This window comes from Leclercia sp. 29361, from assembly GCF_011290365.1.
In the GTDB taxonomy this organism is placed as follows: domain Bacteria; phylum Pseudomonadota; class Gammaproteobacteria; order Enterobacterales; family Enterobacteriaceae; genus Enterobacter; species Enterobacter tamurae.
The window spans coordinates 2,781,120-2,803,803 of the sequence record NZ_CP049786.1; the positions used below are offsets into that span (position 1 = coordinate 2,781,120).

At 54.2% G+C, this 22,684-nt stretch carries 23 protein-coding genes; 8 read left to right on the forward strand and 15 right to left on the reverse strand.

Annotation, left to right across the window (positions count from 1 at the left end; genetic code table 11):
- Positions 1-16 precede the first annotated feature (16 nt).
- Positions 17-1,693 (forward strand): C4-dicarboxylic acid transporter DauA, encoded by a 1,677-nt coding sequence (gene dauA, locus G7090_RS13230; RefSeq protein WP_166185320.1) that lies wholly within the window; start codon positions 17-19, stop codon positions 1,691-1,693.
- Here dauA and G7090_RS13235 read toward each other — a convergent pair.
- Positions 1,679-2,722, reverse strand: coding sequence for a MerR family transcriptional regulator (locus G7090_RS13235; protein WP_166182729.1), 1,044 nt, complete (start codon positions 2,720-2,722; stop codon positions 1,679-1,681). The genes dauA and G7090_RS13235 overlap by 15 nt on opposite strands.
- A 120-nt stretch (positions 2,723-2,842) precedes the next feature.
- A complete protein-coding gene (ychH, locus tag G7090_RS13240) occupies positions 2,843-3,118 on the reverse strand; it encodes a stress-induced protein YchH (RefSeq protein ID WP_106993222.1) in 276 nt (91 codons plus the stop codon).
- A 274-nt stretch (positions 3,119-3,392) separates the two neighbouring features.
- Between ychH and pth the strand changes: the two genes are divergently transcribed.
- The gene (pth, locus tag G7090_RS13245) at positions 3,393-3,977 is read left to right on the forward strand and encodes an aminoacyl-tRNA hydrolase (protein ID WP_106993223.1); all 585 of its coding nucleotides are present in this window, start codon (positions 3,393-3,395) and stop codon (positions 3,975-3,977) included.
- A 126-nt stretch (positions 3,978-4,103) separates the two neighbouring features.
- Positions 4,104-5,198 (forward strand): redox-regulated ATPase YchF, encoded by a 1,095-nt coding sequence (ychF, locus tag G7090_RS13250; RefSeq protein ID WP_106993224.1) that lies wholly within the window; start codon positions 4,104-4,106, stop codon positions 5,196-5,198.
- Between the two features lie 58 nt (positions 5,199-5,256).
- Here the strand turns inward: ychF and G7090_RS13255 are convergent, their stop codons facing one another.
- The 5 genes from G7090_RS13255 to ftrA all read right to left on the reverse strand — a co-directional run bounded on the left by G7090_RS13255 (position 5,257) and on the right by ftrA (position 10,583).
- A complete protein-coding gene (locus G7090_RS13255) occupies positions 5,257-7,023 on the reverse strand; it encodes a hypothetical protein (protein WP_166182730.1) in 1,767 nt (588 codons plus the stop codon).
- A 5-nt stretch (positions 7,024-7,028) separates the two neighbouring features.
- Complete coding sequence (locus G7090_RS13260; protein ID WP_166182731.1) at positions 7,029-7,883, reverse strand: hypothetical protein; 855 nt, start codon at positions 7,881-7,883, stop codon at positions 7,029-7,031.
- Positions 7,870-8,517, reverse strand: coding sequence for a bifunctional 2-polyprenyl-6-hydroxyphenol methylase/3-demethylubiquinol 3-O-methyltransferase UbiG (locus G7090_RS13265; RefSeq protein WP_166182732.1), 648 nt, complete (start codon positions 8,515-8,517; stop codon positions 7,870-7,872). The genes G7090_RS13260 and G7090_RS13265 overlap by 14 nt, the downstream gene beginning before the upstream one ends.
- 21 nt (positions 8,518-8,538) lie before the next feature.
- The gene (locus G7090_RS13270; RefSeq protein WP_166182733.1) at positions 8,539-9,504 is read right to left on the reverse strand and encodes a glycosyltransferase family 2 protein; all 966 of its coding nucleotides are present in this window, start codon (positions 9,502-9,504) and stop codon (positions 8,539-8,541) included.
- A gap of 89 nt (positions 9,505-9,593) precedes the next feature.
- Positions 9,594-10,583, reverse strand: coding sequence for a transcriptional regulator FtrA (ftrA, locus tag G7090_RS13275; RefSeq protein WP_166182734.1), 990 nt, complete (start codon positions 10,581-10,583; stop codon positions 9,594-9,596).
- A gap of 109 nt (positions 10,584-10,692) precedes the next feature.
- Between ftrA and G7090_RS13280 the strand changes: the two genes are divergently transcribed.
- Positions 10,693-11,088: a rhodanese-like domain-containing protein gene (locus G7090_RS13280; protein ID WP_207630072.1), complete on the forward strand. Its 396-nt coding sequence runs from the start codon at positions 10,693-10,695 to the stop codon at positions 11,086-11,088.
- 41 nt (positions 11,089-11,129) lie between these two features.
- Here G7090_RS13280 and G7090_RS13285 read toward each other — a convergent pair whose 3' ends face one another.
- The gene (locus G7090_RS13285) at positions 11,130-12,515 is read right to left on the reverse strand and encodes a cytosine permease (RefSeq protein WP_166185326.1); all 1,386 of its coding nucleotides are present in this window, start codon (positions 12,513-12,515) and stop codon (positions 11,130-11,132) included.
- Between the two features lie 322 nt (positions 12,516-12,837).
- Between G7090_RS13285 and G7090_RS13290 the strand changes: the two genes are divergently transcribed.
- The 3 genes from G7090_RS13290 (at position 12,838) to G7090_RS13300 (ending at position 16,309) form a co-directional block, all read left to right on the forward strand.
- On the forward strand, positions 12,838-15,111 hold the full coding sequence (locus G7090_RS13290; RefSeq protein ID WP_166182735.1) for an FdhF/YdeP family oxidoreductase: 2,274 nt from the start codon (positions 12,838-12,840) through the stop codon (positions 15,109-15,111).
- Positions 15,112-15,215: 104 nt separating this feature from the next.
- Positions 15,216-15,623: an MbcA/ParS/Xre antitoxin family protein gene (locus G7090_RS13295; protein WP_166182736.1), complete on the forward strand. Its 408-nt coding sequence runs from the start codon at positions 15,216-15,218 to the stop codon at positions 15,621-15,623.
- Complete coding sequence (locus G7090_RS13300) at positions 15,620-16,309, forward strand: RES family NAD+ phosphorylase (protein ID WP_166182737.1); 690 nt, start codon at positions 15,620-15,622, stop codon at positions 16,307-16,309. Before G7090_RS13295 ends, G7090_RS13300 begins: the two co-directional genes overlap by 4 nt.
- A 9-nt stretch (positions 16,310-16,318) precedes the next feature.
- Here G7090_RS13300 and G7090_RS13305 read toward each other — a convergent pair whose 3' ends face one another.
- The gene (locus G7090_RS13305; protein WP_106993231.1) at positions 16,319-16,720 is read right to left on the reverse strand and encodes a DUF4440 domain-containing protein; all 402 of its coding nucleotides are present in this window, start codon (positions 16,718-16,720) and stop codon (positions 16,319-16,321) included.
- A 411-nt stretch (positions 16,721-17,131) separates the two neighbouring features.
- Between G7090_RS13305 and G7090_RS13310 the strand changes: the two genes are divergently transcribed.
- Positions 17,132-17,587, forward strand: a complete 456-nt coding sequence (locus G7090_RS13310) for a hypothetical protein (protein ID WP_166182738.1) — start codon at positions 17,132-17,134, stop codon at positions 17,585-17,587.
- A 293-nt stretch (positions 17,588-17,880) separates the two neighbouring features.
- On the opposite strand, the gene G7090_RS13315 is transcribed toward G7090_RS13310, so the two are convergent.
- The 6 genes from G7090_RS13315 to G7090_RS13340 all read right to left on the reverse strand — a co-directional run bounded on the left by G7090_RS13315 (position 17,881) and on the right by G7090_RS13340 (position 22,677).
- A complete protein-coding gene (locus G7090_RS13315; protein WP_166182739.1) occupies positions 17,881-18,621 on the reverse strand; it encodes a hypothetical protein in 741 nt (246 codons plus the stop codon).
- A gap of 247 nt (positions 18,622-18,868) precedes the next feature.
- Complete coding sequence (gene catA, locus G7090_RS13320) at positions 18,869-19,795, reverse strand: catechol 1,2-dioxygenase (protein WP_166182740.1); 927 nt, start codon at positions 19,793-19,795, stop codon at positions 18,869-18,871.
- A 36-nt stretch (positions 19,796-19,831) separates the two neighbouring features.
- Entirely contained in the window at positions 19,832-20,122 is a 291-nt protein-coding gene (gene catC / locus G7090_RS13325) for a muconolactone Delta-isomerase (protein ID WP_166182741.1), read from the reverse strand.
- A 15-nt stretch (positions 20,123-20,137) separates the two neighbouring features.
- Positions 20,138-21,250, reverse strand: coding sequence for a muconate/chloromuconate family cycloisomerase (locus G7090_RS13330; RefSeq protein WP_166182742.1), 1,113 nt, complete (start codon positions 21,248-21,250; stop codon positions 20,138-20,140).
- Positions 21,247-22,014 carry a 3-oxoadipate enol-lactonase gene (gene pcaD / locus G7090_RS13335; protein WP_166182743.1) on the reverse strand — a complete coding sequence of 256 codons (768 nt, stop codon included), beginning with the start codon at positions 22,012-22,014 and terminating at the stop codon, positions 21,247-21,249. The genes G7090_RS13330 and pcaD overlap by 4 nt, the downstream gene beginning before the upstream one ends.
- The gene (locus G7090_RS13340) at positions 22,015-22,677 is read right to left on the reverse strand and encodes a 3-oxoacid CoA-transferase subunit B (protein WP_166182744.1); all 663 of its coding nucleotides are present in this window, start codon (positions 22,675-22,677) and stop codon (positions 22,015-22,017) included.
- Positions 22,678-22,684 lie beyond the last annotated feature (7 nt).

Genomic DNA, 22,684 nt, shown 5'->3' on the forward strand with positions numbered 1-22,684 from the left:
CACCTGGATGATGATTGTGAAAAACGCTTCCTCTCACGTTCTGCCCTTCCGCGCCCTCATCGACGCCTGCTGGAACGAAAAATATACCCTGTCACGCTTCACCCGTGACCTGATCGCCGGGATCACCGTCGGCATTATTGCTATTCCGCTGGCAATGGCGCTGGCGATTGGTAGCGGTGTGGCACCGCAATACGGTCTGTACACCGCCGCCGTTGCCGGGATTGTGATCGCCCTGACCGGCGGGTCGCGTTTTAGCGTCTCCGGGCCGACCGCCGCCTTTGTGGTGATCCTCTATCCGGTTTCCCAGCAGTTCGGCCTCGCCGGGTTGCTGGTGGCGACCCTGATGTCCGGGGTATTTTTGATTTTGTTCGGCCTGGCGCGCTTTGGCAGGCTGATTGAGTACATTCCGCTTTCCGTGACCCTGGGCTTTACCTCCGGGATCGGCATCACCATCGGGACCATGCAGATCAAGGATTTCCTTGGCCTGCAGATGGCCCATGTTCCGGAACATTACCTGCAAAAAGTGGGTGCGCTGGCGATGGCGCTGCCAACGGCAAACCCGGGGGATGCGGCGATCGGCGTGGTGACGCTGGGCACGCTGATCCTCTGGCCGCGACTGGGCATCCGCCTGCCGGGGCATCTGCCCGCCCTGCTGCTGGGCTGTGGGGTGATGGGAGTGGTGAACCTGCTGGGCGGCCACGTCGCCACTATCGGCTCGCAGTTCCACTATGTGCTGGCGGATGGCTCCCAGGGTAACGGCATCCCGCAGCTGTTGCCCCAACTGATACTACCGTGGAATCTGCCTGGCTCCAGCTTCACCCTGAGCTGGGACTCCCTGCGCGCCCTGCTGCCTGCCGCCTTTTCGATGGCGATGCTGGGGGCGATTGAGTCGTTACTCTGCGCAGTGGTGCTGGACGGCATGACCGGCACCAAACACAAAGCCAACAGCGAGCTGGTCGGCCAGGGGCTGGGGAACATTATCGCCCCGTTTTTTGGCGGCATCACCGCCACGGCGGCCATTGCCCGTTCGGCGGCGAACGTGCGCGCCGGGGCGACATCTCCGGTCTCAGCAGTGATTCACTCGGTGCTGGTGATCCTCGCTCTGCTGGTGCTGGCTCCCCTGCTCTCGTGGCTCCCGCTGTCGGCAATGGCGGCCCTGCTGCTGATGGTGGCGTGGAACATGAGCGAGGCGCATAAAGTGGTGAACCTGCTGCGCCGCGCGCCGAAGGACGACATCATTGTGATGCTGATTTGCATGTCGCTGACCGTGCTGTTTGACATGGTGATTGCGATTAGCGTCGGAATTGTGCTGGCCTCGCTGCTGTTTATGCGCCGCATTGCCCGCATGACCCGGTTGGCAACGGTTAACGTTACAGTGCCGGACGACGTGCTGGTGCTGCGGGTGATCGGTCCCCTCTTCTTTGCCGCCGCCGAAGGGTTATTCAGTGAGCTGGAGTCGCGCATCGCCGGGAAACGGATTGTGGTCCTGAAGTGGGATGCGGTTCCGGTGCTGGATGCCGGCGGGCTGGACGCCTTCCAGCGCTTTGTGCAACGCCTGCCGGAAGGCTGTGAACTGCGGGTAAGTAATCTCGAATTCCAGCCCCTGCGCACCATGGCGCGCGCAGGGGTGCAACCCATTGCGGGTCGTCTGGCGTTCTATCCGAACCGCGAGGCAGCGTTAGCGGATCTGTGACATTCGCCGCTGCATCATGATACCGATCGCCTGCTGGAGCCACTCAAGGACAGCGGGCGTCATCCAGGTTCCCTTCATCAGATGCGGCTCCTGCTGCATCGCCTGGCGAAATTTTTGCTGCGTCACCGGGCTGGTTCCCGCGTAGGACTGGAACAACGCCAGCCAGTTTTCGGCCAGCTGCTGCGCGGCGTCGGATGCGGGATCCAGGTCTTCCGTCTGGGCCTGGTGCAGCTTCGCCACCAGCGGCGGCCACTCCATCATGCGATCAAAATAGTGCGCCCGGGTAAAGGCCATCTCCTCCGGTGTGAGGTAGTTTTGCCAGATGCTCAGCTTTGATTCGGCAAAGGCCCGGGTAATGTAATCCATCATCTCTGCCGTGATCCCCGTTTGCTCACGCATCTGGGGTTCGACGCTGTGCATCTCATTGAGACGGGTGAGAAACTCCGGTTTGCCCGCCGTGTCCTTCTCGAGACGCGCCATCCAGCGTGTAGCCAGATCTCTCGCCCGGGGATCGGTGACCGCAACGTCATTCTCCAGCAGGCTTTTCGCCTCCTGAACCAGAGCGGCCCAGATATCTGCCAGCGCCTCTTTGTGCTGTGCAAACGGCAACTGCTGTAACTCTTCTTTGCTAAACCAGCGATCGTACATGTTCATTAACTCCAGAGTCTGTAACCAGGACTCCAGATCGAGATCCTCATGGGTATCAAGCCCGGTACGCAAATCCACAAGCCTGTCGCGCAGCGTGGTAATGCTGCGCACCTGCTTATCCAGCAGGCGGATTTGTGCCTCGAGCAGCTCTGATAACGAGAGTGAATCTTTTTCCAGAAAGTCCCTGATTTCAGCAAGTTCCAGCCCCGCCTTTGCCAGCGCCTGAATCATATGCAGACGCTGAACATCGGCCAGATTGTAGAGCCGGTAACCTGCCGCGCTTCTGGCAGAAGGTAGCAACAACCCTGTTTGCTCATAATGGTGCAAGGTGCGCACGGTGATCCCGGCGCGTTTCGCCAGTTCCCCGACCTGAATTAACATAACAGCTCCTTCTTGTGCCAGTGGCGTCACTCTGGAGCCTTACGTTACGTGAGGGTCAATACGAGATGCAAAAAAAAACGACTCCAGAGGGAGCCGTTTCGCTGTTCATTGGTTAGCACATTAGCTGTGCTTATGCTGATCGCGACGGCAGCGCTTATCGTAGTGGCGCACCCACCAGTATCTGTCGCAGACCTGCTCGTGACCGCTGACGCGGGCACCCGCCAGCCACAATACGGCACCCAGGAAGATGCTCAGCACCGCACCATGTGCGAAGTATTGCGGCAGGTCAAGTTGCGGCAGCTGGTTTAAAATGGAATAACCGACGCCAACAACCATGACCACCAATCCCAACCCCATCAGCACGTTACCGAGTAACGAAGCGTTTCTGCGTTTCATGTGTCACCTCCGGAACTTTGGGTTGCAGGGGAATAATCTCCTTAATCCTTGTGTGTAAAGTATAGACAACACCCCTTATGCTGATTGCGCCAGGGATCACATTTACGCACATCGGGGCAACAAAACTTTACAAATAAGCCTTTGAGTAGCATGAAATTCTAATGGTTCAAAGGCGGTATTATTCATCTTCTACGCAACGGCGCGCAGAATTTTGTCAAGCGACCCGGCAGACAGTACACTACGCGCCAGACTTAGCACTTTCAGGAACAAAAACGTGACGATTAAACTGATTGTCGGCCTGGCCAACCCTGGCGCGGAATATGCGGCCACCCGCCACAATGCGGGTGCCTGGTATGTTGATCTGCTGGCCGAGCGGTTGCGCGCTCCCCTGCGCGAAGAGCCCAAATTCTTCGGGTATACCTCACGCGTTAACCTGGCCGGAGCCGATGTGCGTCTGCTGGTGCCGACCACGTTTATGAACTTAAGCGGTAAAGCCGTGGCCGCGCTGGCGACCTTTTACCGTATCAATCCGGATGAAATCCTGGTGGCGCACGACGAACTGGATCTGCCGCCGGGCGTGGCAAAATTCAAACTCGGCGGCGGTCACGGCGGGCATAACGGCCTAAAAGACATCATCAGCAAACTGGGCAATAATCCCAATTTCCACCGTTTGCGCCTCGGCATTGGTCATCCGGGCGATAAAAACAAAGTTGTCGGCTTTGTCCTCGGTAAGCCCCCGGCTTCGGAACAGAAGCTGATCGACGACGCGGTAGACGAAGCGGCGCGTTGCACCGAAATCTGGTTGCAGGATGGCTTAACCAAGGCCACCAACCGTCTGCACGCTTTCAAAGCGCAATAACCGGCGCGAGACGCCTTTTTTGACCCGCATGCTGCGGGTTACGTGTATAATAGGCAAAGTTATTTACTTTTCTTCGACTCGTTAATGTTAACGTGTTGAATATCAAGACATTAAGGTGATTCAGAAATGGGATTCAAATGCGGTATCGTTGGTCTGCCTAACGTTGGCAAATCCACCCTGTTTAACGCGCTGACTAAAGCGGGCATCGAAGCAGCTAACTTCCCGTTCTGCACCATCGAGCCAAACACCGGTGTCGTGCCAATGCCCGATCCACGTCTGGACCAGCTCGCGGAGATCGTTAAGCCGCAGCGCATTCTGCCAACCACTATGGAGTTCGTGGACATCGCTGGCCTGGTGAAAGGCGCGTCCAAAGGCGAAGGCCTGGGCAACCAGTTCCTGACCAACATCCGTGAAACCGAAGCCATCGGCCACGTTGTACGTTGCTTTGAAAACGACAACATCATCCACGTGAATAACAAAGTGGATCCGGCTGATGATATCGAGGTTATCAACACCGAGCTGGCCCTCTCTGACCTCGACACCTGCGAGCGCGCCCTGCACCGCGTGCAGAAGAAAGCCAAAGGCGGCGACAAAGACGCGAAAGCGGAACAGGCTGCGCTGGAAAAATGTCTGCCACAGCTGGAAAACGCCGGCATGCTGCGTGCCCTGAAAAACCTGACTGAAGAAGACAAAGCGGCAATCAAATACCTGAGCTTCCTGACCCTGAAGCCAACCATGTATATCGCTAACGTCAACGAAGACGGTTTCGAAAACAACCCATACCTCGACAAAGTGCGTGAAATCGCTGCGGCCGAAGGTTCTGTGGTGGTGGCAGTCTGTGCTGCGGTGGAATCTGATATCGCCGAACTGGACGATGCTGACCGCGACGAGTTCATGGCTGAACTGGGTCTGGAAGAGCCAGGCCTGAACCGTGTGATCCGCGCCGGTTACGAGCTGCTGAACCTGCAGACCTACTTCACCGCTGGCGTGAAAGAAGTGCGCGCATGGACTATCCCTGTTGGCGCGACCGCGCCACAGGCTGCGGGTAAGATCCACACCGATTTCGAGAAAGGCTTTATCCGTGCGCAGACTATCGCCTTTGAAGACTTTATTGCCTTTAAAGGCGAGCAAGGCGCGAAAGAAGCCGGCAAGATGCGTGCAGAAGGGAAAGATTACATCGTTAAAGATGGCGATGTGATGAACTTCCTGTTTAACGTTTAATCTCTGCTAAACAGACAAAGAATCCACGCACCTGCGTGGATTTTTTATTGTGGATATGCTACTGGAAATAGAGGCGGAATGAATATGCTCCACCCACATGAGCACCATCGACGTAGGCCTCTCCCCTGGAGTAAATATTTCGTGTAGCAGGCCCGAACCTGTTAAGTAAAAAAACAGATGATTCAAATTCCTGTTTAAATGCCCACCAGGTAATAGCATTATCCTGAGTACATTCATCACATTTCAAACGTAAACGATACTGCTGGTTTTCTATTAAACCCGAGTGGTGCAAGTCAAACCACACATATGCATTATCCTTGAGACGTTCCATTTTCACTGTATTACTGGCAATGGATTTTCCAGAGCTATCCAGTAACTCCAGTGTCAGATAGCCATGATTTTTTCTCGCAAACGTAGCCAGCATCAATTCAACACCATAAATAGACTTTGACTCAGCCAGTATTATTTGATCAAAAGTACGTCCTTTTGTGAGAAACCCATAATTTGTATCGTAGAGTGGTTGTTCTACAATAAATTTCGACTTCCATATGTGCATTTCAGAAAACTTCACTAGCGCGGGATAGATTGATGTCAACAACCCAACCAACATCACTGCTAATACTAGGGTTTTAATTATTTTATTACTTATAAGAGATGTTACTTTAGCGATTACTAAGGATATGACAGGCAAAAACCCAAAGAAGTATCTGGCTTGCGTTGCGCCAATATAGCCAGTATTGATATGTAATTGCCTGATAGTAAAAAAGTACAGCCCCAAAAACAATACAAATGCGGCAATGAAAGAAAATTCAAGATTAAAATAGCCATTTTTCTTTAAAAGCTTCCTGAATAAGACATACCCCCCCATTACGCCAGACATAGATAAAATCATCTTTAATGTGACAACTCTTATTTCACTATCAGCAAATTGTACATGACCATAGGGTAAAATGAGGCTTAAAAAATTATTGCGGAAGAAATACTGAAAAAATGCTGATAAATCCATTTTTTCAGTATTCGGATGTTCGATAAAAAACCATACTGCAGGGTTGCTTTGAGGAGCAGGATAGAATTTACCATAAACTATATGAGCATACGTAAAATAAAAAACCACAACTGCAACTGATAATATTATAAAGATTAATTGCTTGAGCGGAATCTTTTTAATCAACTGCATTACGTTGTAAAAATTAAAAATAACTACTGATGTAAGCAAGCATAGAATGGCTAATGAACCTGTTGCTTTGCTCAATGAAGCAACAATGCCACCTAAACAAATTAAAAAAATATTTGAAGTAATTATTTTAGTTTCGCCGACTCTCCTCATCAAACCATGTAATCCGTAGATTACCAATGTGCAACCGAGTATGTTTATTTGATCATTATTAACTGCGCTACCTAATACCACAAACATAGGGATAGTTAATAGAAAAGCCCCTCCTACAAAAGTAGCTATTGTAGATTTGGTAGCGAGGTATATCATCTTACATGTCAATATAATTATAATTACAGAAACGACCATATTTACGTAACGACCTGCATATGCAAATGTATCTTGCAAATGCAGAAAAGTCACCAACTCGCCGACGATGATATAATATAATGCAGGATGGTTGAGATAGTTTAGCTTATTACTTGAATAAATAAGTCCATTTTTGTAATCAGGAAAGTGATTATTGATAACATCAATCACATATCCCATATGAGCAAATTCATCCGGGAAGAATCCGGGATGATAGGATTTTGAATAACCTACTCCCAGCAGCAGAAAGAGTGATGAAAGAAAAACAACAATACAAACAATACTGATTTTATGTTTGTTCATAGTAATCATCTTAACGAGAGAGAGTACAGGTAAAAGAAGCAATCGCCGATAACGGTGGTTATCCGGCTCAGGATGACGGCCAGGACAATATCAACCTCGGCAAAGAAGGGTTTCAACAATAATATAAGCAAAAATTCCCTGACACCAACTCCGGCAGGCGAGCCGGGCGTAACCAGTCCCGCAAGCCATGAGATGATATAGGCCCCAATCAGAGGCAATACCAGAGCAGGTGTGATGTTGCCATTGTCTATTATTGAATACAGCACACATAGGAAAACGCCGCCTGAAATACACAGAAACAAGAAATATCGCGCGACGACGTTAATGAAATTGCCCTTTTCCTGCCATATCAGACCGAGCATTATTAATGCTGCGATAGCAAAGAACAGTATGAATCCATAGATGATACTAAATGCCGGATATAACAGGGGCAGCATCCATAAGACAAAAAATGCCCCTGTCAGTACTAACAGCAGTAACTCCAGAAAAGTCGTTTTGGCAATTGCCTTCCCCGAGAAACCGTAAGACATCGCCAGAAATTGCCTACCGGCAAACTGGAAAATATTGCCGGGAACGTACTTGGCCAACTGAGTCAGGCCGTAGATCCGGTTTGCCATCCGGGAACTAATGGCCTGCTCAAGCCCCAACATCAACAGGCGCCAGGCAGAGGCAAGGATGAGGTTGGCGGCACCATAGATGCCTGCCAGGATCAGGATCAGCAAAAGTAGTTTTAACGTGAAGGTGTCAGCAGGAACCTGCGTCCAATACGCCGTAATTCTGTGTACCACAAACAGGACACTCAAGAGTGCGATAACACTCCCTGCAATATTGAGTACCTTGCTTAGCTTACTTTTTGTCATAAGGTACGCACAACAACATCGTCCAGGGGAAGGGTGAAGCCACGTCAACTACCTTGAAAAATTCACCGGTGAATTTTATAAAGGCGCTTTTTGACCAATGTTGTATATGCCCAGGCGTGTTACCAAAGCTTTTTAAATACTTCCCACGAGCCATGTTCAGCGCGCACCAGACGGGTTCACGTGGCACGCTGACGATCAGATAGTGTTTGACCAGCGTCTGCAGGACCTTCATCGCTCTGTCGGGATCTTCCAGATGTTCCATCACTTCACAGCAGACAATCAAGTCAGCACTGTCAACGTCAGGTTTGAGATCGTAGATGCTCCTGGCATTAAACACATCAGGGGCAAGGTCCGCCGCCAACGCATTCTCTCGCGCTAACGAGATTACATCATGAGAAAAATCACTGCCGACAGCCTGTAACCCTTGGCCATTCCATTTATTGACCCAAAAACCTTCACCACAGCCGACTTCATGAATCGTTGTTGGATTTGCTCGTAATACAAAAGTTTCAAGAGAGGAGTCAAAACCATTCATCATCCATTTAACAATGGGATTTTTAGAGCCATATTTGTCATAAGCGTTACCGAATACGATACCGTCTTCAGACTTACCACCCGAAACTTTGAAACCCATAATCACCTCATATCTCTGTTCTTAATCATTATTCCCTGGTTTATTATTCGGGCTTGATTCCAGCTGCGCAACTTTGAAACGTAAGTCTTCGAGAAGTTTCCGGTTGGCCGATAAAAGATCGGTAACAAAAGCTACAAGTATGGTCTGGAAGCCCATTCCCATAAGTATCGATGCCAGAATTAATGACTGGACATAGCCATCACCATCGCCAGTGAAATATTTATAGAGAAAACGCATGCCTAACAAGAAGCCAGCCGAAAACAGTACTGTCCCTACAGCACCAAAAAACCGAAATGGACGATAAATTACAAAAATACGGACTATGGTAATAATACTTCTTTTAATATAGGACGAAATACTCTTTACCAGACGAGATGGCCGCAGGTCTTCATTGACCCGAACTGAAACTGAAGTAATAGCGATATTTTTTTGGCCTGCCTGAATAATGGTTTCCAGGGTATAGGTGTAATCATTAAAAACCATCAGTTTTTGTGCTGTTGCTCTCGACATAGCCCTGAATCCACTTGGTGCATCGGGAATATTGGTATTACTGGCCACACGGACAACCCAACTTCCTAGTTTTTGCAGATATTTTTTAACAGGAGAAAAATGGTCAATGGTAGAAATAGGTCTTTCACCGATTACCATCTCTGCGCGGTGTTCAAGTATAGGGGCAACTAATAATGGGATATCTTCAGCAGAATATTGATTATCTGCATCAGTGTTTACGATAACACCAGCATCTAAGCTCAGACATGCATCGAGTCCGGTCATAAAGGCTTTAGCTAGCCCTTTATTAGCTGCATGTTTCACGACATGGTCAACACCATTTTGTCTGGCTACGTTGACAGTATCATCAGTACTGCCATCATCAATAATCAGCCATTCCACCGTATCAAAACCGGCGACCTGTCTGGGTAGTGCATTCAAAGTGATTGCAAGTGTATCAGCTTCATTAAAGCAGGGAATTTGTATGATTAATTTCATTTACCCTTTACCTGACATATTATTGGATTGCTCTTTAACATCTCCTTATCACATTTAACACTTTATATACAAAAAGATAGCTTTTCAAATTATACGGGCTTAAATCTCTCCCCTCGTAATGCCGCTGGCTCTGCAAACCCTCTCCTGTACGCCGCAGGCGTTGTCCCCAGCTGATTTCTGAAATGATGGCGCATCGTCCCTACGCTGCCAAACCCCACCTGCTCCGCAATCCGTTCTATCGACAGCTGGCTGTTTTCCAGCAGATCCTGGCTGCGGCTCAGGCGAGCATGCAATAACCATTGGGCAGGCGTCTTGCCAGTAGTCGCCGCAAAACGGCGCAGAAAAGTGCGCGGGCTCATGCCGACAAATTTTGCCAGGGAATCGACGCTGTGTGGGGCGGCAAGGTTTTCAAGCAGATAATCAAACAGCGCGCCCAGCCGATGACCTTCATAGGCGACCGGCACCGCCTGCTGGATAAACTGCGCCTGGCCGCCATCACGATGCGGGGACACCACCAGCCGACGCGCCACCTGGTTGGCCGCCACGCTGCCATAATCCCGGCGCACCAGGTGCAGACAGAGGTCGATGCCCGCCGCGCTACCGGCGGAGGTCAGGACATCACCACTATCGATATACAACACGTCAGGGGTGACCTGAATGGCGGGATAACGCTGTTGCAGCAGGTCTGTGTAGCGCCAGTGGGTGGTGGCCTGGCGCTTATCAAGTAACCCTGCGGCAGCCAGCACAAAGACGCCGGAGCAAATGGATAAAATTCTCGCCCCACGCTGATGGGCGGCGACCAGCTGCTCGCACAGCGCGGCGGGTACCGGGACATCGGCGCCCCGCCAGCCGGGAACGATAATGGTCCCGGCCTCCGCCAGCAATTCCAGCCCGCCGTCGACCATCAGCCGGATGCCGCCAGTGGCGCGCAGCTCTCCCGGCTCGACACCCGCTACCGCAAAGTGATACCAGTCATCCCCCATTTCAGGGCGGGCAAGGCCGAAAATTTCCACGGCAATGCCGAATTCAAACGTACATAAGCCGTCATAGGCCAGCGCAACCACCAGAGGATTATTCATCACCGCACTCAGGGTATTTTTGTCATGATCCTGATGGTATATGGCATTTCTGCCAGCTGTCAAAACTGCGCTACCGCCGTAGAGTAAAGCCTCAAACCTGGAGGAAACGATGAGCTATGTGACTGATTATCCTGCTGCGACAGCAAAAAACGCGGCGAACCATTTTTTACAACGGCTGAGTGTGGAAACGGATTGCGACGACGTCCATACCGCATTCAAAGAGGGCGATATCGATTTTGTGTTGCTGCATGTGGTGGGCAGCCCGGAGGCGTTTGCTCGCCGTCATATTCCGGGGGCGGTGCATCTGCGCCATCGCGATATTACAGCCCACAGAATGGCGGAGTGGCCACCCGAGACCCTGTTCGTTGTCTATTGCGCCGGACCGCACTGCAACGGTGCCGATCGCGCAGCGCTGAAGCTGGCGCAACTGGGTCGTCCGGTGAAAATTATGATTGGTGGCATGACCGGTTGGGCCGACGAAGGTTTTGCCTTTAACGCCGGATAATACCGACGCCGACCCTGCATTCAGGGTCGGCATCTCTCCCCTTACCTGCCCGATGCCGGGTAGATAGTCTGCTCCGGCAATACCCGGCGATCAAAACGTCGTAAGGCATAGTACAGCCCCGCCGTACAGAACCAGCCGATGATCCACGACACATCATTCCCGGCAAAAATCCAGGTCAGCGAACCGTGGTAGAGCGGGTTCTCAATGAACGGCAGCTGGATCAGCACGCCAACGGCATAGACGCTGATACCGAACAAATTCCAGTAGCCGTAGCGTTTACGCGGATCGAACAGCGCCGGAATATCGACGGCTTTATGGGAAATAATAAAGTAGTCGGTCAGACTAATGGCGCTCCACGGCACGAAGAACGCCAGCAGGAACAGCAGGAAATGGGTGAAGTGTTTCAGGAATGCGGGCTCACTGAGCAACGCAATCACGCAGGAGATGGCCACCATCAGCACCACAAAGATCACCCGACTTCTCTGGCTCAGCGTGGTCTGGTTGCGGAACCCCGACACGATAGTGGTCAGCGACATAAAGCTGCCGTAGGCGTTGAGGGTGGTAAAGGTAATTTTGCCGAAGCAGATCGCAAAGTAGATCACCATCGCCATCGCTTCGCTTTTGCCCAGCCCGACGATATAGCTCACCTCATGCCCCTTGAAAGCGCTACCAGCAATCGCCGCGGTGATCACCCCGAGGGTCATCGACGCCTGAGTGCCCAGTACCGTGCCACTGAAGACTGAGAAGAAGGTTTTCACCCCGGAGACGTCGCGCGGCAGATAACGTGAGTAGTCCGACACGTAGGGGCAAAACGCGATCTGCCATGAAGAGGAGAGCGACACCGCCAGCAGGAACATCGGCATCGAGAAGTGGTTGTTCTGCGCAATCGCCCCCAGATCGCTGGACATTAGCAGGGCGATAAACAGATACACAAATGCCAGTACGCCCACCACGCTCGCCACTTTGCCGAGCTTGTGGATCACGCGATAACCCAGCACTGCAATCACGATAATGATCGCGCTGAACAGGATCATGCCCGCCACGTTCGACACCGACAGCAGTTTCGCCATCGCCTGTCCGGCCAGCACTGTGCCGCTGGCAGAGAAACCGACGTACATCACGCAGACCAGCACCAGCGGGATCACCGCACCCAGCACGCCAAACTGGGCGCGGCTGATGATCATCTGTGGCAGACCCAGACGCGGCCCCTGTAGGGCATGGAACGACATCACCGTCGCCCCAAGCACCTGCCCCACCAGCAGGCCCACGATCGACCACACCACATCGCCGCCCAGCACCACCGCCAGCGCGCCGGTCACAATAGCGGTGATCTGCAGGTTGCCACCAAACCACAGCGTAAACTGACTGAAGGGGTGGCCGTGGCGTTCATCATCCGGGATGTAATCGATGGATCGCGTTTCCGACAACCGCGTCCCGTTTTTGTTTGACTGCTCTTCTGAAGACGATAAAGACGACATAATTTCCTCTCTGAGTGCCTGATTACTGGCAGCCAAACATCCCGCTTGCGCTGACCCGCCCGTCACATGACAGAACATGTATATACAACCAATAATCTTGCTTCACATTACCCGGAAGATATTTTTGTGAACTGAACTGTGAATAATTTGTAATTAATTTGAAAATTATCTGTAGCAGAGAAAAACCGTCAGACGCGATAATCTGGCTGATACTGAGAGAATCAGGTGCGTTATTGGGATAGCAAAACGCTGAGAACATGCAGGAGTAAAGATGAATCATAAACGACGTGCCGTTCCGGGCATTCACCATTACGCCGGTCCGGCGGGCGGCTGGGGAGCCTTAAAGGCCACGGCGATTGCCGTGCGCACGCAGATGGATGCTTTTGACGCTCCTGCCACCCTGCTGCGCACCAACCAGCCCGACGGCTTTGACTGCCCGGGCTGCGCCTGGCCAGACAAAGAACACAAATCCACCTTCCAGTTTTGCGAGAACGGTGCCAAGGCGGTGACCTGGGAGGCGACCACGAAGCGCGTCACCCCGGCGTTTTTCGCAGAGCACACCGTCAGCGCCCTGTGGGAGAAAAGTGATTTTGAGCTGGAGGGCTATGGCCGTCTGACCCATCCCATGAAATACGATCCGCAGAGCGATACCTTTCGCCCGGTAGAATGGGACGAGGCCTTCGCCCGTATCGGGGAGGTGCTGCGCGCCCTGGCACCTAATCAGGTTGAATTTTACACCTCCGGGCGCGCCTCGAACGAAGCCGCGTTCCTGTATCAGCTGTTTGCCCGCGAACTGGGCACCAATAATTTCCCGGACTGCTCCAACATGTGCCATCAGGCCACCAGCGTCGGCCTGCCCCGCTCCATCGGGATTGGTAAAGGCACCGTCTCGCTGGAGGATTTTGACCACACCGAACTGGTGATCTCCATCGGCCACAACCCAGGCACCAACCACCCGCGGATGATGGGCACCCTGCACGAGCTTGCCCGCCGGGGGGTGCCGATTATCGTTTTTAACCCGCTGCGCGAAACCGCGTTAGAGCGTTTTGCCGATCCGCAAAGCGTCAGGGAGATGGCGACGTACAGCGCCACCGATATCGCCTCGACCTACTATCAGGTGAAAGCCGGGGGCGACGCCGCCGCGTTAAAAGGGATTGCAAAACATCTGCTGGTGCTGGATGCGCTGGATCACGACTTTATCGCTACCCAGACTCAAGGGTTCGCAGAATTTGCCGCCGACATCGCCGCGACATCGTGGGAGGCCATTGAACGGGAGTCCGGGCTCCGCCGCGCCGATCTGGAGAACGTGGCGCAGATCTACGCCAAATCCCGCGCCACTATCATCACCTACGGCATGGGGATCACCCAGCATAACAAGGGCACCGCCAACGTGCGCCTGATTGCCGACCTGCTGTTGCTGCGCGGCAATATCGGCAAGCCCGGGGCGGGCATCTGCCCGTTGCGCGGCCACTCCAACGTGCAGGGCAACCGCACGGTGGGGATCACCGAAAAACCGACCGCCGCCTTCCTCGACCGGCTGGGCACGGTGTTTGGCTTTACGCCACCCACCGCCCACGGCCACGACGCGGTGCAGGCCGCTCAGGCGATGATCGACGGCGAGGCCAAAGCGCTGCTGTGCCTCGGGGGTAATTTTGCCGTAGCGATGCCCGATCACGACAAAGCCTTCCCGGCGCTGAAAGCGCTGGATCTCAGCGTGCATGTCGCCACCAAGCTGAACCGCACCCACCTGCTGGTTGGTAAAGAGACCTGGCTCCTGCCCTGTCTCGGGCGCACCGAGCTGGACATGCAGCGCAGCGGCCAGCAGTCGATTACCGTGGAAGATTCAATGTCGATGGTGCATGCCTCCAGCGGTAAGCTGAAACCTGCCTCGCCGTTGCTGCGCTCGGAGCCAGCCATTGTCGCCGGGATCGCCCACGCCACTCTGACGAACAGCAACACCGACTGGCTGGAGCTGGTGGCCGACTACGACCGTATCCGCGACCGGATCGAACAGACCCTGCCCGGCTTTGAGAACTTCAACGCGCGCATCCGAATTGCTGGCGGATTCCGCATGCCGCTGCCACCCACCGAGCGCATCTGGCCGACGCCCACCGGCAAAGCGATGTTCTCCCTGTTTGACGGCGTTGAGGAGAATCTCCCCGGTGAAGGTGAGAATGTGCTGCGTCTGGTCACCCTGCGCAGTCACGACCAGTACAACACCACCATCTACGCCCTCGATGACCGCTATCGCGGGGTGTTTGGCCGCCGCGACGTGCTGTTTATGAACGAAGCCGATATGCATCAGCTCGGGCTGGAGCATGGCGATCGGGTGGATATCACCACCGCCCTGCCCGACAGCCAGCAGCGCCTCAACGACATTACCCTGGTGGCCTACAGCATCGCCCCCGGCACGGTGGCCGCTTACTACCCCGAGGCTAACGTGCTGGTGCCGCTACATTATCTCGATAAAGAGAGCGGCACGCCGTCGTATAAATCGGTGCCGGTGCATATCACCCTGCGCTCTAAGGAGATCCGGGCGTTATAAAGCAGAGTGACCAGGAATCAGGTAAAGGTGTCTTCACGTAGACAGATTGCTATATTTAGTTCATGCTAAGACTACATTAATCAATCTGAGCTGAGGGGCATCCTATGACGAAGCACCTGAACCCTGCCTCTGAATCCCGCGGCGATCGCGATCTGATCGCCATCAGAGCTGCGATGAACATTCTGGAAAAATGGGGCTGCACCACAGAGCAGCAGCAGAACATACTGCAACTCTCCAGAGCGGCGCTCTACAAGTACCGGCATAACGATACGAAGACGGCCTCGTTAAGTCACGATCAGCTAACCCGGATCAGCTACCTGCTGAATATGCACTCGGCGCTGCGCATCGTGTTCAGTAACCCCGAGAACGTCTACGGGTTTATGACCATGGAGAACCACAATGCTTACTTTAATGGGGCAACGCCGTTATCCCTGATTGAGGATGGCGAGTTCGGCAATCTGCATGAAGTCGCCCGGCGTGTTGATGTCCTGCGCGGAGGCCTGGCCGGATGATCCATCCTGAGATCCCCAGAACAGCGCTAATCCCCTTCAAAGGCTATCGCCTGCTGCATACCAAGTACCCGGCCATTTACGTGTTTGAGGACGTTGCCACCCCGGAGGAGTTTGACGTTCTCTACGACATCCAGAAACTAACCAACCCGCGCCTGTCGCAGGAGGTGGGGAATCTGGATCTGCTGCCGCGTGAAGAGTGGGTGCTAGGGATCCGAGGCGCACATTATGCAATGGCGGCCTTTACCCATATCAACCCCGACGGCAGCCGCTTTTCGAATGGCGATTTTGGTGTGTATTACCTCGGGGACAGCCAGGAAACGGCGCTGGCCGAAGTTGTTTACCACTGTCAGCGCTACTGGCGGAACGTGCCTGAACTGAAGTTCGAGCGCTTCGAATATCGCTGCCTGGAAACAGAGCTGAGCAGTTCGTCATTTGTCGATATCACCGGCCTGCCGGATACCCATCCCTGGTATCACCCTACTGACTACCACGAACCGCAACAGCTGGGCGCCAGCCTGCGTGTGGCGGGTGAAACCGGCGTAACGTACCGCTCGGTTCGTCACCGGGACGGTATCTGCTGGGCGCTGTTAACGCCGAAAACTATCACCAGCATCATTCAGACCTCCCTGCATCAGATTATCTGGAATAAAGGCATGGTCAGCATCGGGCTGGTCACCCCCACCTGATCACAACTTTCAGGCATTCTCGCCATCTAACAGCGAAGTGCCGTAAGAGTTGTCGATGGTGCAGAGCCAGCGGTCGTTTTCCAGGCGGAAGACATAGGTTGCGCGACGTGTTATCTCAGCGGTTCCCCCCAGTTCATCGGGGTAAAAAAGCTGTGTTTCCATGATCACCAGCGCATCGCCGCCGCCTTCGATAATCTCCATTTCGCCCTGTTTGACGATGAGCTGATCCTGAAAATAGTCCGAGATAGAAATAAACGCGCTGCGGATATTGTTTTTGCCTCTGACGATCGTCCCGGGCTTCACCACCAGCACGGCGTCTTCAGCGTAGTACTCCATCAGCGAATCGAAATCTTTGGCTGAGATCGCCCTGTCACACGCCTTAATGATCTGGCGAAGCGGGTGTTCGTTCATATGCTTTTCTCCTGGTGCGTGGTTGCCTGTATTCACTGTATCACTGGATCGCCAACTTTGTAGGCCAGGCAAACGAAGCGCCCCGGCATTGCCGTTTCTGGAAAGCTCCTCGCAAAGCCTCAAGCAAGGTTATGTAATTCGGGATTACCTCTTTTTTTCAGAGGATCGGCGTCGTAGAGTGACGGCGTTGCGGCACATCCGCAATCGGGCGTAGGAACCCGTACTTTCACGACACGACAATATTTTTTGTCGCGACAGCGCTCATCCCGTTAAAATCACGGTGGCGCTGGCGGAGCAGCCGCAAGGCTGGCCGTTTTTGTCGTGTACGGCATTCCTACCTCCGTCAGCGCTACCACTCATGAGCGTAGGAACTCATGGATGGTGAGGAGATTTTTTAAAAAGGAACACGACATGACAACTCTCTTTAATCTGTCTTATACCCCATCTGACGAAAGCGTTATTCAACAACTGATTGCCTTGCCCCTTCCGGCTGATGCGGATCTGTTTGAGGCCGCCGAACACTGCGCCGCGCTGGTGAGCGTGCTGGTTGAAACTGATGACGCAGCTGCATTCACTGCGCTCTGTGAGCGTCTGCTGCATGGCCTGCGCCAGCTGAGAGAACTCTGCGATGCCGATCTGCCACCGTACCTGGTCGCACAGCTGATCGTTGGGGAAAAGTTCACCTCCTGCGTACCGGAGTGCTGGCAGGAAACGGCGTTACAGGTTGACTATGCGCTGGCGTTAACGCAGGCGCTGCTGGCAGGCACGCTGCCGCCGAGCGTGGCGAAGGAATTGACGGGTTTGCTGCATGATATGGTGTGGCTGTTGGCGGAGTTCGTGAAGGAGCCGTATATTACGGCGCACTAAGTGTTGCTGACAGTTGATTAACGCTTTTACATAAGAGATAACCCGGTCAAAAAAGACCGGGTTTTTAGTTATTATACGGTTCAATTAACGCCATGCCCCCGTATTTACAAGTTAAGAACAAATGGATGTCTGTTAAGAGCGAGGAGCACACATTGACCATTCTGTTCAACGTCTTCAGACTCAGCCCTTAACTCTCAGTTCTTCGCGCGTTGGACCTTGAAAGTAGATGCTACCTTTATGGTAAAGATCAACTGACTCATGGTGATGAGTCAGTTAAAATCTGTAAAAAAATCTTAGACAATCCCAACTTTTACAAATGGACTTCCGTGACTGCGTGTTTTTTTGATTAATTTACCCACATACAAGTCTCTAACTTCTTTAGCTGCAATTCGGCCAACAAACTCGGAGCGATTGGTATCCATAGTAATGTTTAAATCACGCGTAAAGTATTGTTGAGAGCCAGCCTTCACCCAGCACTGTATTTCATAGACCTCCATGACAAGCCCGCCATAAGTTGCGTAAGCAAATTTAAGTCTCTCGTCTTTAGGGATATTTGCCCAAATGCCGCGAGTGGACTCATATAGCTCCAATGCGCTCATACCAGACTTGTATGTACTGTTTAAAAGAAAGGCGAGCCCGGCATGTTCACATGCGATTTCGGTTTCTTCTTTGAGTAGCAAGTGCTGGAGTTCATCAAGCGTGATGCGTCCCATAAGAGAGCTACTTCCTCGAACTTTATTAGTAAGTTCTCCCACACCTAAGAGATCGATACATGTTGCCTCAACAAGTTTGGCCGTTGATTCATCCATTCCATGGCGAAGAATATCGATACCCAAGTTTTTTCTTTCTAAAAGCTCTTTGATCCGCTCAGATTTCGGAGATTCATCAGGACGTTTGATATGGTCAAGACAGCGATCGGACTTCCCCTTTCCAATGTAAAAAGGCTTCTTGAACTCATCCTCCTTGTCATAAAAGGCATATACATAGTACTTAGCCAAATCCAAAGATTTTGTATATTTTGATAAATCCCTCAATGTTTATTTCCTTAGCTACCGATGTTGAAATTAATTTCATTATCGGCATGACGTAATAGAACTTAAGTCCTGGTTGAGAAAGTGAACTCCTTACAATTTATTCTTGTGCCACGATGTTAGTCACGTCCGCTCCTGGCACTTTACAGTCATTCAAGCGAGGCCTCTCTATACCCAGCCTTAAACGTGATCCCTCCATAAAACAAAACACCAGGGCCACATTCCGGCCCCGGCCCTCAAACCTTAGAAATCACTCCATCACCCGTGCCCGCTTCCCTCTCTGCTCTTCCCCGCCTTCATTCGCCTCCACCAGCGTAAAACTAAAGTTCACCTCTGTATGCTCCCCCTCAAGATCCCGCTGTTTAGCTACGGCACTGTCCGTAATCTTCACCGGATCCGCAATCAGTTCCGCCCTTGTCGCAAACGCAAAGTCATCCCACAGATACTCATCCCCGTTCAGGTTGATCTGAGTGGTCAGGTGTTTGTACCCCGGGGCCGACACAAAAAAGTGCACGTGCGCCGGACGATTACCATGACGCCCCAACGCGGTCAGCAGCTTCTGAGTCGGGCCATCCGGCGGGCAGCCGTAGCCGCACGGCACGATGCTGCGCACGGCATAGCGACCATCGTCACCAGTACGGACGCGGCGGCGCAGGTTGTATTCGCTCTGGGACTGGTCGAAGAAGGAGTAGCCGCCGAGGGTGTTAGCGTGCCAGATATCCACGATCGCGCCGGCCACCGGCTTACCTTGCAGATCCGTTACCTGGCCCTGCAGCCACATGGTTTCAGCCTGCTCCTGACCATCGTCCATGCGGGCGAAACCCTCGCTCAACGGCGCGTTGGCCACGTACAGCGGCCCTTCGATGGTGCGCGGGGTGCCCAAGTCGTTGCCGGATGCGGCTTCTTTCTCATCGGCACGCATATCCAGATAGTGCTCCAGCCCCAGCCCGGCGGCCAGCAGCGCCGCTTCCTGGCGGCCGCCCAGTTCGTTGAGATAGTTCACCGCCACCCAGAACTCTTCGTCAGTCACGTCGAACTGCTTAATGGTCTTGCACAGGTCGCTCAGCAGCTGGTGCATGATGTTTTTCAGTCGATCGTTGCCGCCAGTGGCATTTAAGCCGCTGCTGATCGCCAGTAAGGATTCCAGTTCAGTTTGATGTACAGGATTCACGGTCATTGCTTCTTCCTCATTGTAGAGTATGGATTGTTGTTGTTATTTCTGTTCGTGATGAATAGAGGACGGATGCATGCACAGGGGCTGCACGCTGATCTCCATCCACGGGTAGAGCGGCAGCGCGGTCAGGATGTCGTGCAGCTCCTGGTTGTCCGCCACGTCAAAAATGCTGACGTTGGCGTACTGTCCGACCACGCGCCAGATGTGCGGCCACTTGCCTTCGCGCTGTAAACGCTGGGAGTAGGCTTTCTCTTTCGCTTTGATCGCGTCAACCTCTGCCGACGGCAGCGAGGAAGGGATGTTGACCGTCATTTCCACTTTAAAAAGCATCGCGTTTTCCTTTTCTTAACGTGCGTAATGACGCAGCTTGTCTTCGTCGATGTCGACGCCCAGTCCTGGCCCCGGCGGTAACGTCACCTCGCCCTGGCTGAAGTCCAGCGGACGGACCACGATGTCATCCTTCAGCAGCAGCGGGCCGAACATCTCGGTGCCCCACTGCATTTTTACCGTCGACCAGGCGTGCAGCGAGGCCACGGTGCCGAGCGTGCCTTCCAGCATGGTGCCGCCATACAGCGCCACGCCTGCCGCCTGCGCCACGTGCGCCAGCTTCAGGGCCTGCGCCGGGCCGCCCGCTTTGGCGATCTTCAGGGCGTACACGCCGGTAAAGCCGCCGCTCGCGAGGGCGTAGCCGTCATGGCTGGTGGCCACCGCTTCGTCGGCCAGAATCGGCACCGCAAAACGCTGGCTGAGGGTGATGAGCCCTTGCCGATCCCACAGCGGGATCGGCTGTTCCACCAGGTCGATCCCGCCCTCCTGCAGCCGGGTCATTCCTTTGATGGCGGTGGTCAGATCCCATGCCTGGTTGACGTCCACGCGGATGCTGACCTCATCCCCGAGCGCGGCTTTGAGCGCCAGGGCGTGACGAACGTCCACATCCAGCCCGCGGGCACCGATTTTCAGTTTGAAGGTGTTGTGCCGCCCTTCCGCCAGCAGGCGTTTGCCCTCTTCGATGTCTTTTTGCGTGTCGCCGCTCGCCAGAGTCCACAGCACCGGCAGGCGCGTGGTAAGCGCCCCGCCCAGCAGCGAGCTGACCGGCAGCCCCAGTGCTTTGCCCTGGGCATCGAGAAACGCGGTTTCGAGGGCGGATTTAGCGAAGGTGTTGCCCTTCACGCTGGCGTTCATCTTCTCCGCCAGGTCGGCCACACCGTGGAATGACTGGCCGCACAGCAGCGGGGCCAGATAGGTTTCAATGGCGGATTGGATCCCCTCCGGACTTTCGGCACCGTAGCTCAGGCCGCCGATGGTGGTGGCTTCGCCCCATCCGGTGATGCCGTTGGCACATTCCATGCGGACGATGGTCAGCGTCTGGCAGCCCATGGTTGCCATCGACAGCTTGTGCGGGCGAATAGTCGGGATATCCACCAGCCAGCAGGCCAGGGATTCAATGGTGATACTCATGTCGCAGCTCCTGCGGTTAAAAAGGTGATCACGTGCTGGTTAAACCCGGATGGGCAGGCGACGTTCGACAGGTGTGAGGCAGGTAAGGCGACGTATTCGGTCTGCTTCGCCTGGGCGGCGAGCCATTCCGCCTCCTGCAGGTTGGTGATCGGATCTTCTTCCCCGGCAATCACCCGCATCGGGCGCAGCATGGCGGCCACCTCAGCGCGCAGATCCGCCGCGGCCAGCGCTTCGCAGCAGGCGGCATAGCCTTCAGTCGGGGTGTCGGCGAGATCGTCGATCAGCAGCTGGACCATGCCAGGGTTCTGCTTGCGGAAGGCCGGGGTAAACCAGCGATCCGCCGCGGTGCTGGCCACCGGGGCCATCCCCTGCTGGCGCACGGTGGCGGCGCGCTGCAACCAGCCTCTGGCCTCGCCGATCTTCGCTGCGGTGTTGGCCACCACGAGGCGCGGAAAGCGCGACGGGGCGTGGCGGTTGAGCCACATCCCGGTCATCCCGCCGAGGGAGATGCCGCAGAAGTAGGCGCGCTCAATATCCAGATGATCCAGCAGAGCGATCACGTCCTGCCCCAGCGAATCGAGAGTGATACCCCCTTCCGACACCGGAGAGCGACCGTGGCCGCGGGTGTTGTAGCGCAGCACGCGGAAGTGTTGAGTGAAGTCAGCCATCTGCGGCTGCCACATCTGCCAGGTGGTGCCCAGCGAGTTCGAGAGCACCAGCACCGGGGCCTCTTCCGGGCCATCGAGGCGATATTCGAGATCCATTCACGCCTCCTCGGTTTCGGCGTTGAGGGCAAAGGTCAGCGCCACCGGGGTGACGGACTGGAGATATTCCGCCGTCACGTCGCCAAACAGTTCGCGCACCACGATGCCCTGCGCAGTGATATCCATCACCGCCATGTCGGTGTAGATCCGGTCGATGCAGGCCATCCCGGTCAGCGGGTAGGTGCAGGTTTTGACGATCTTGCACTCCCCCTGACGGGTCAGATGTTCGGTCATCACATAGACGCGCTTCGCGCCAATCGCCAGGTCCATCGCCCCGCCGACCGCCGGAATGGAAGAGGGTTCGCCGGTGCTCCAGTTCGCGAGATCGCCGCGCTCGGAGACCTGATAAGCCCCCAGCACGCAGATATCGAGGTGGCCGCCGCGCATCATGGTGAAGGAGTCGCCGTGATGGAAATAGCAGCCGCCGTCGAGCAGCGTCACCGGCTGCTTGCCGGCGTTAATCAGCTCCGGATCTTCACAGCCGGGCGCAGGCGCAGGCCCCATACCGAGAATGCCGTTTTCGCTGTGGAGGAAGATCTCGCGATCCGCCGGGAGGTAGTTGGCAATCCGGGTCGGCAGGCCGATGCCGAGGTTCATGTAGGCCCCTTCCGGGATGTCCCGGGCGATGCGTTCGGCCAGCTGTTGATGGGTCAGTTTATTCACGGGATCT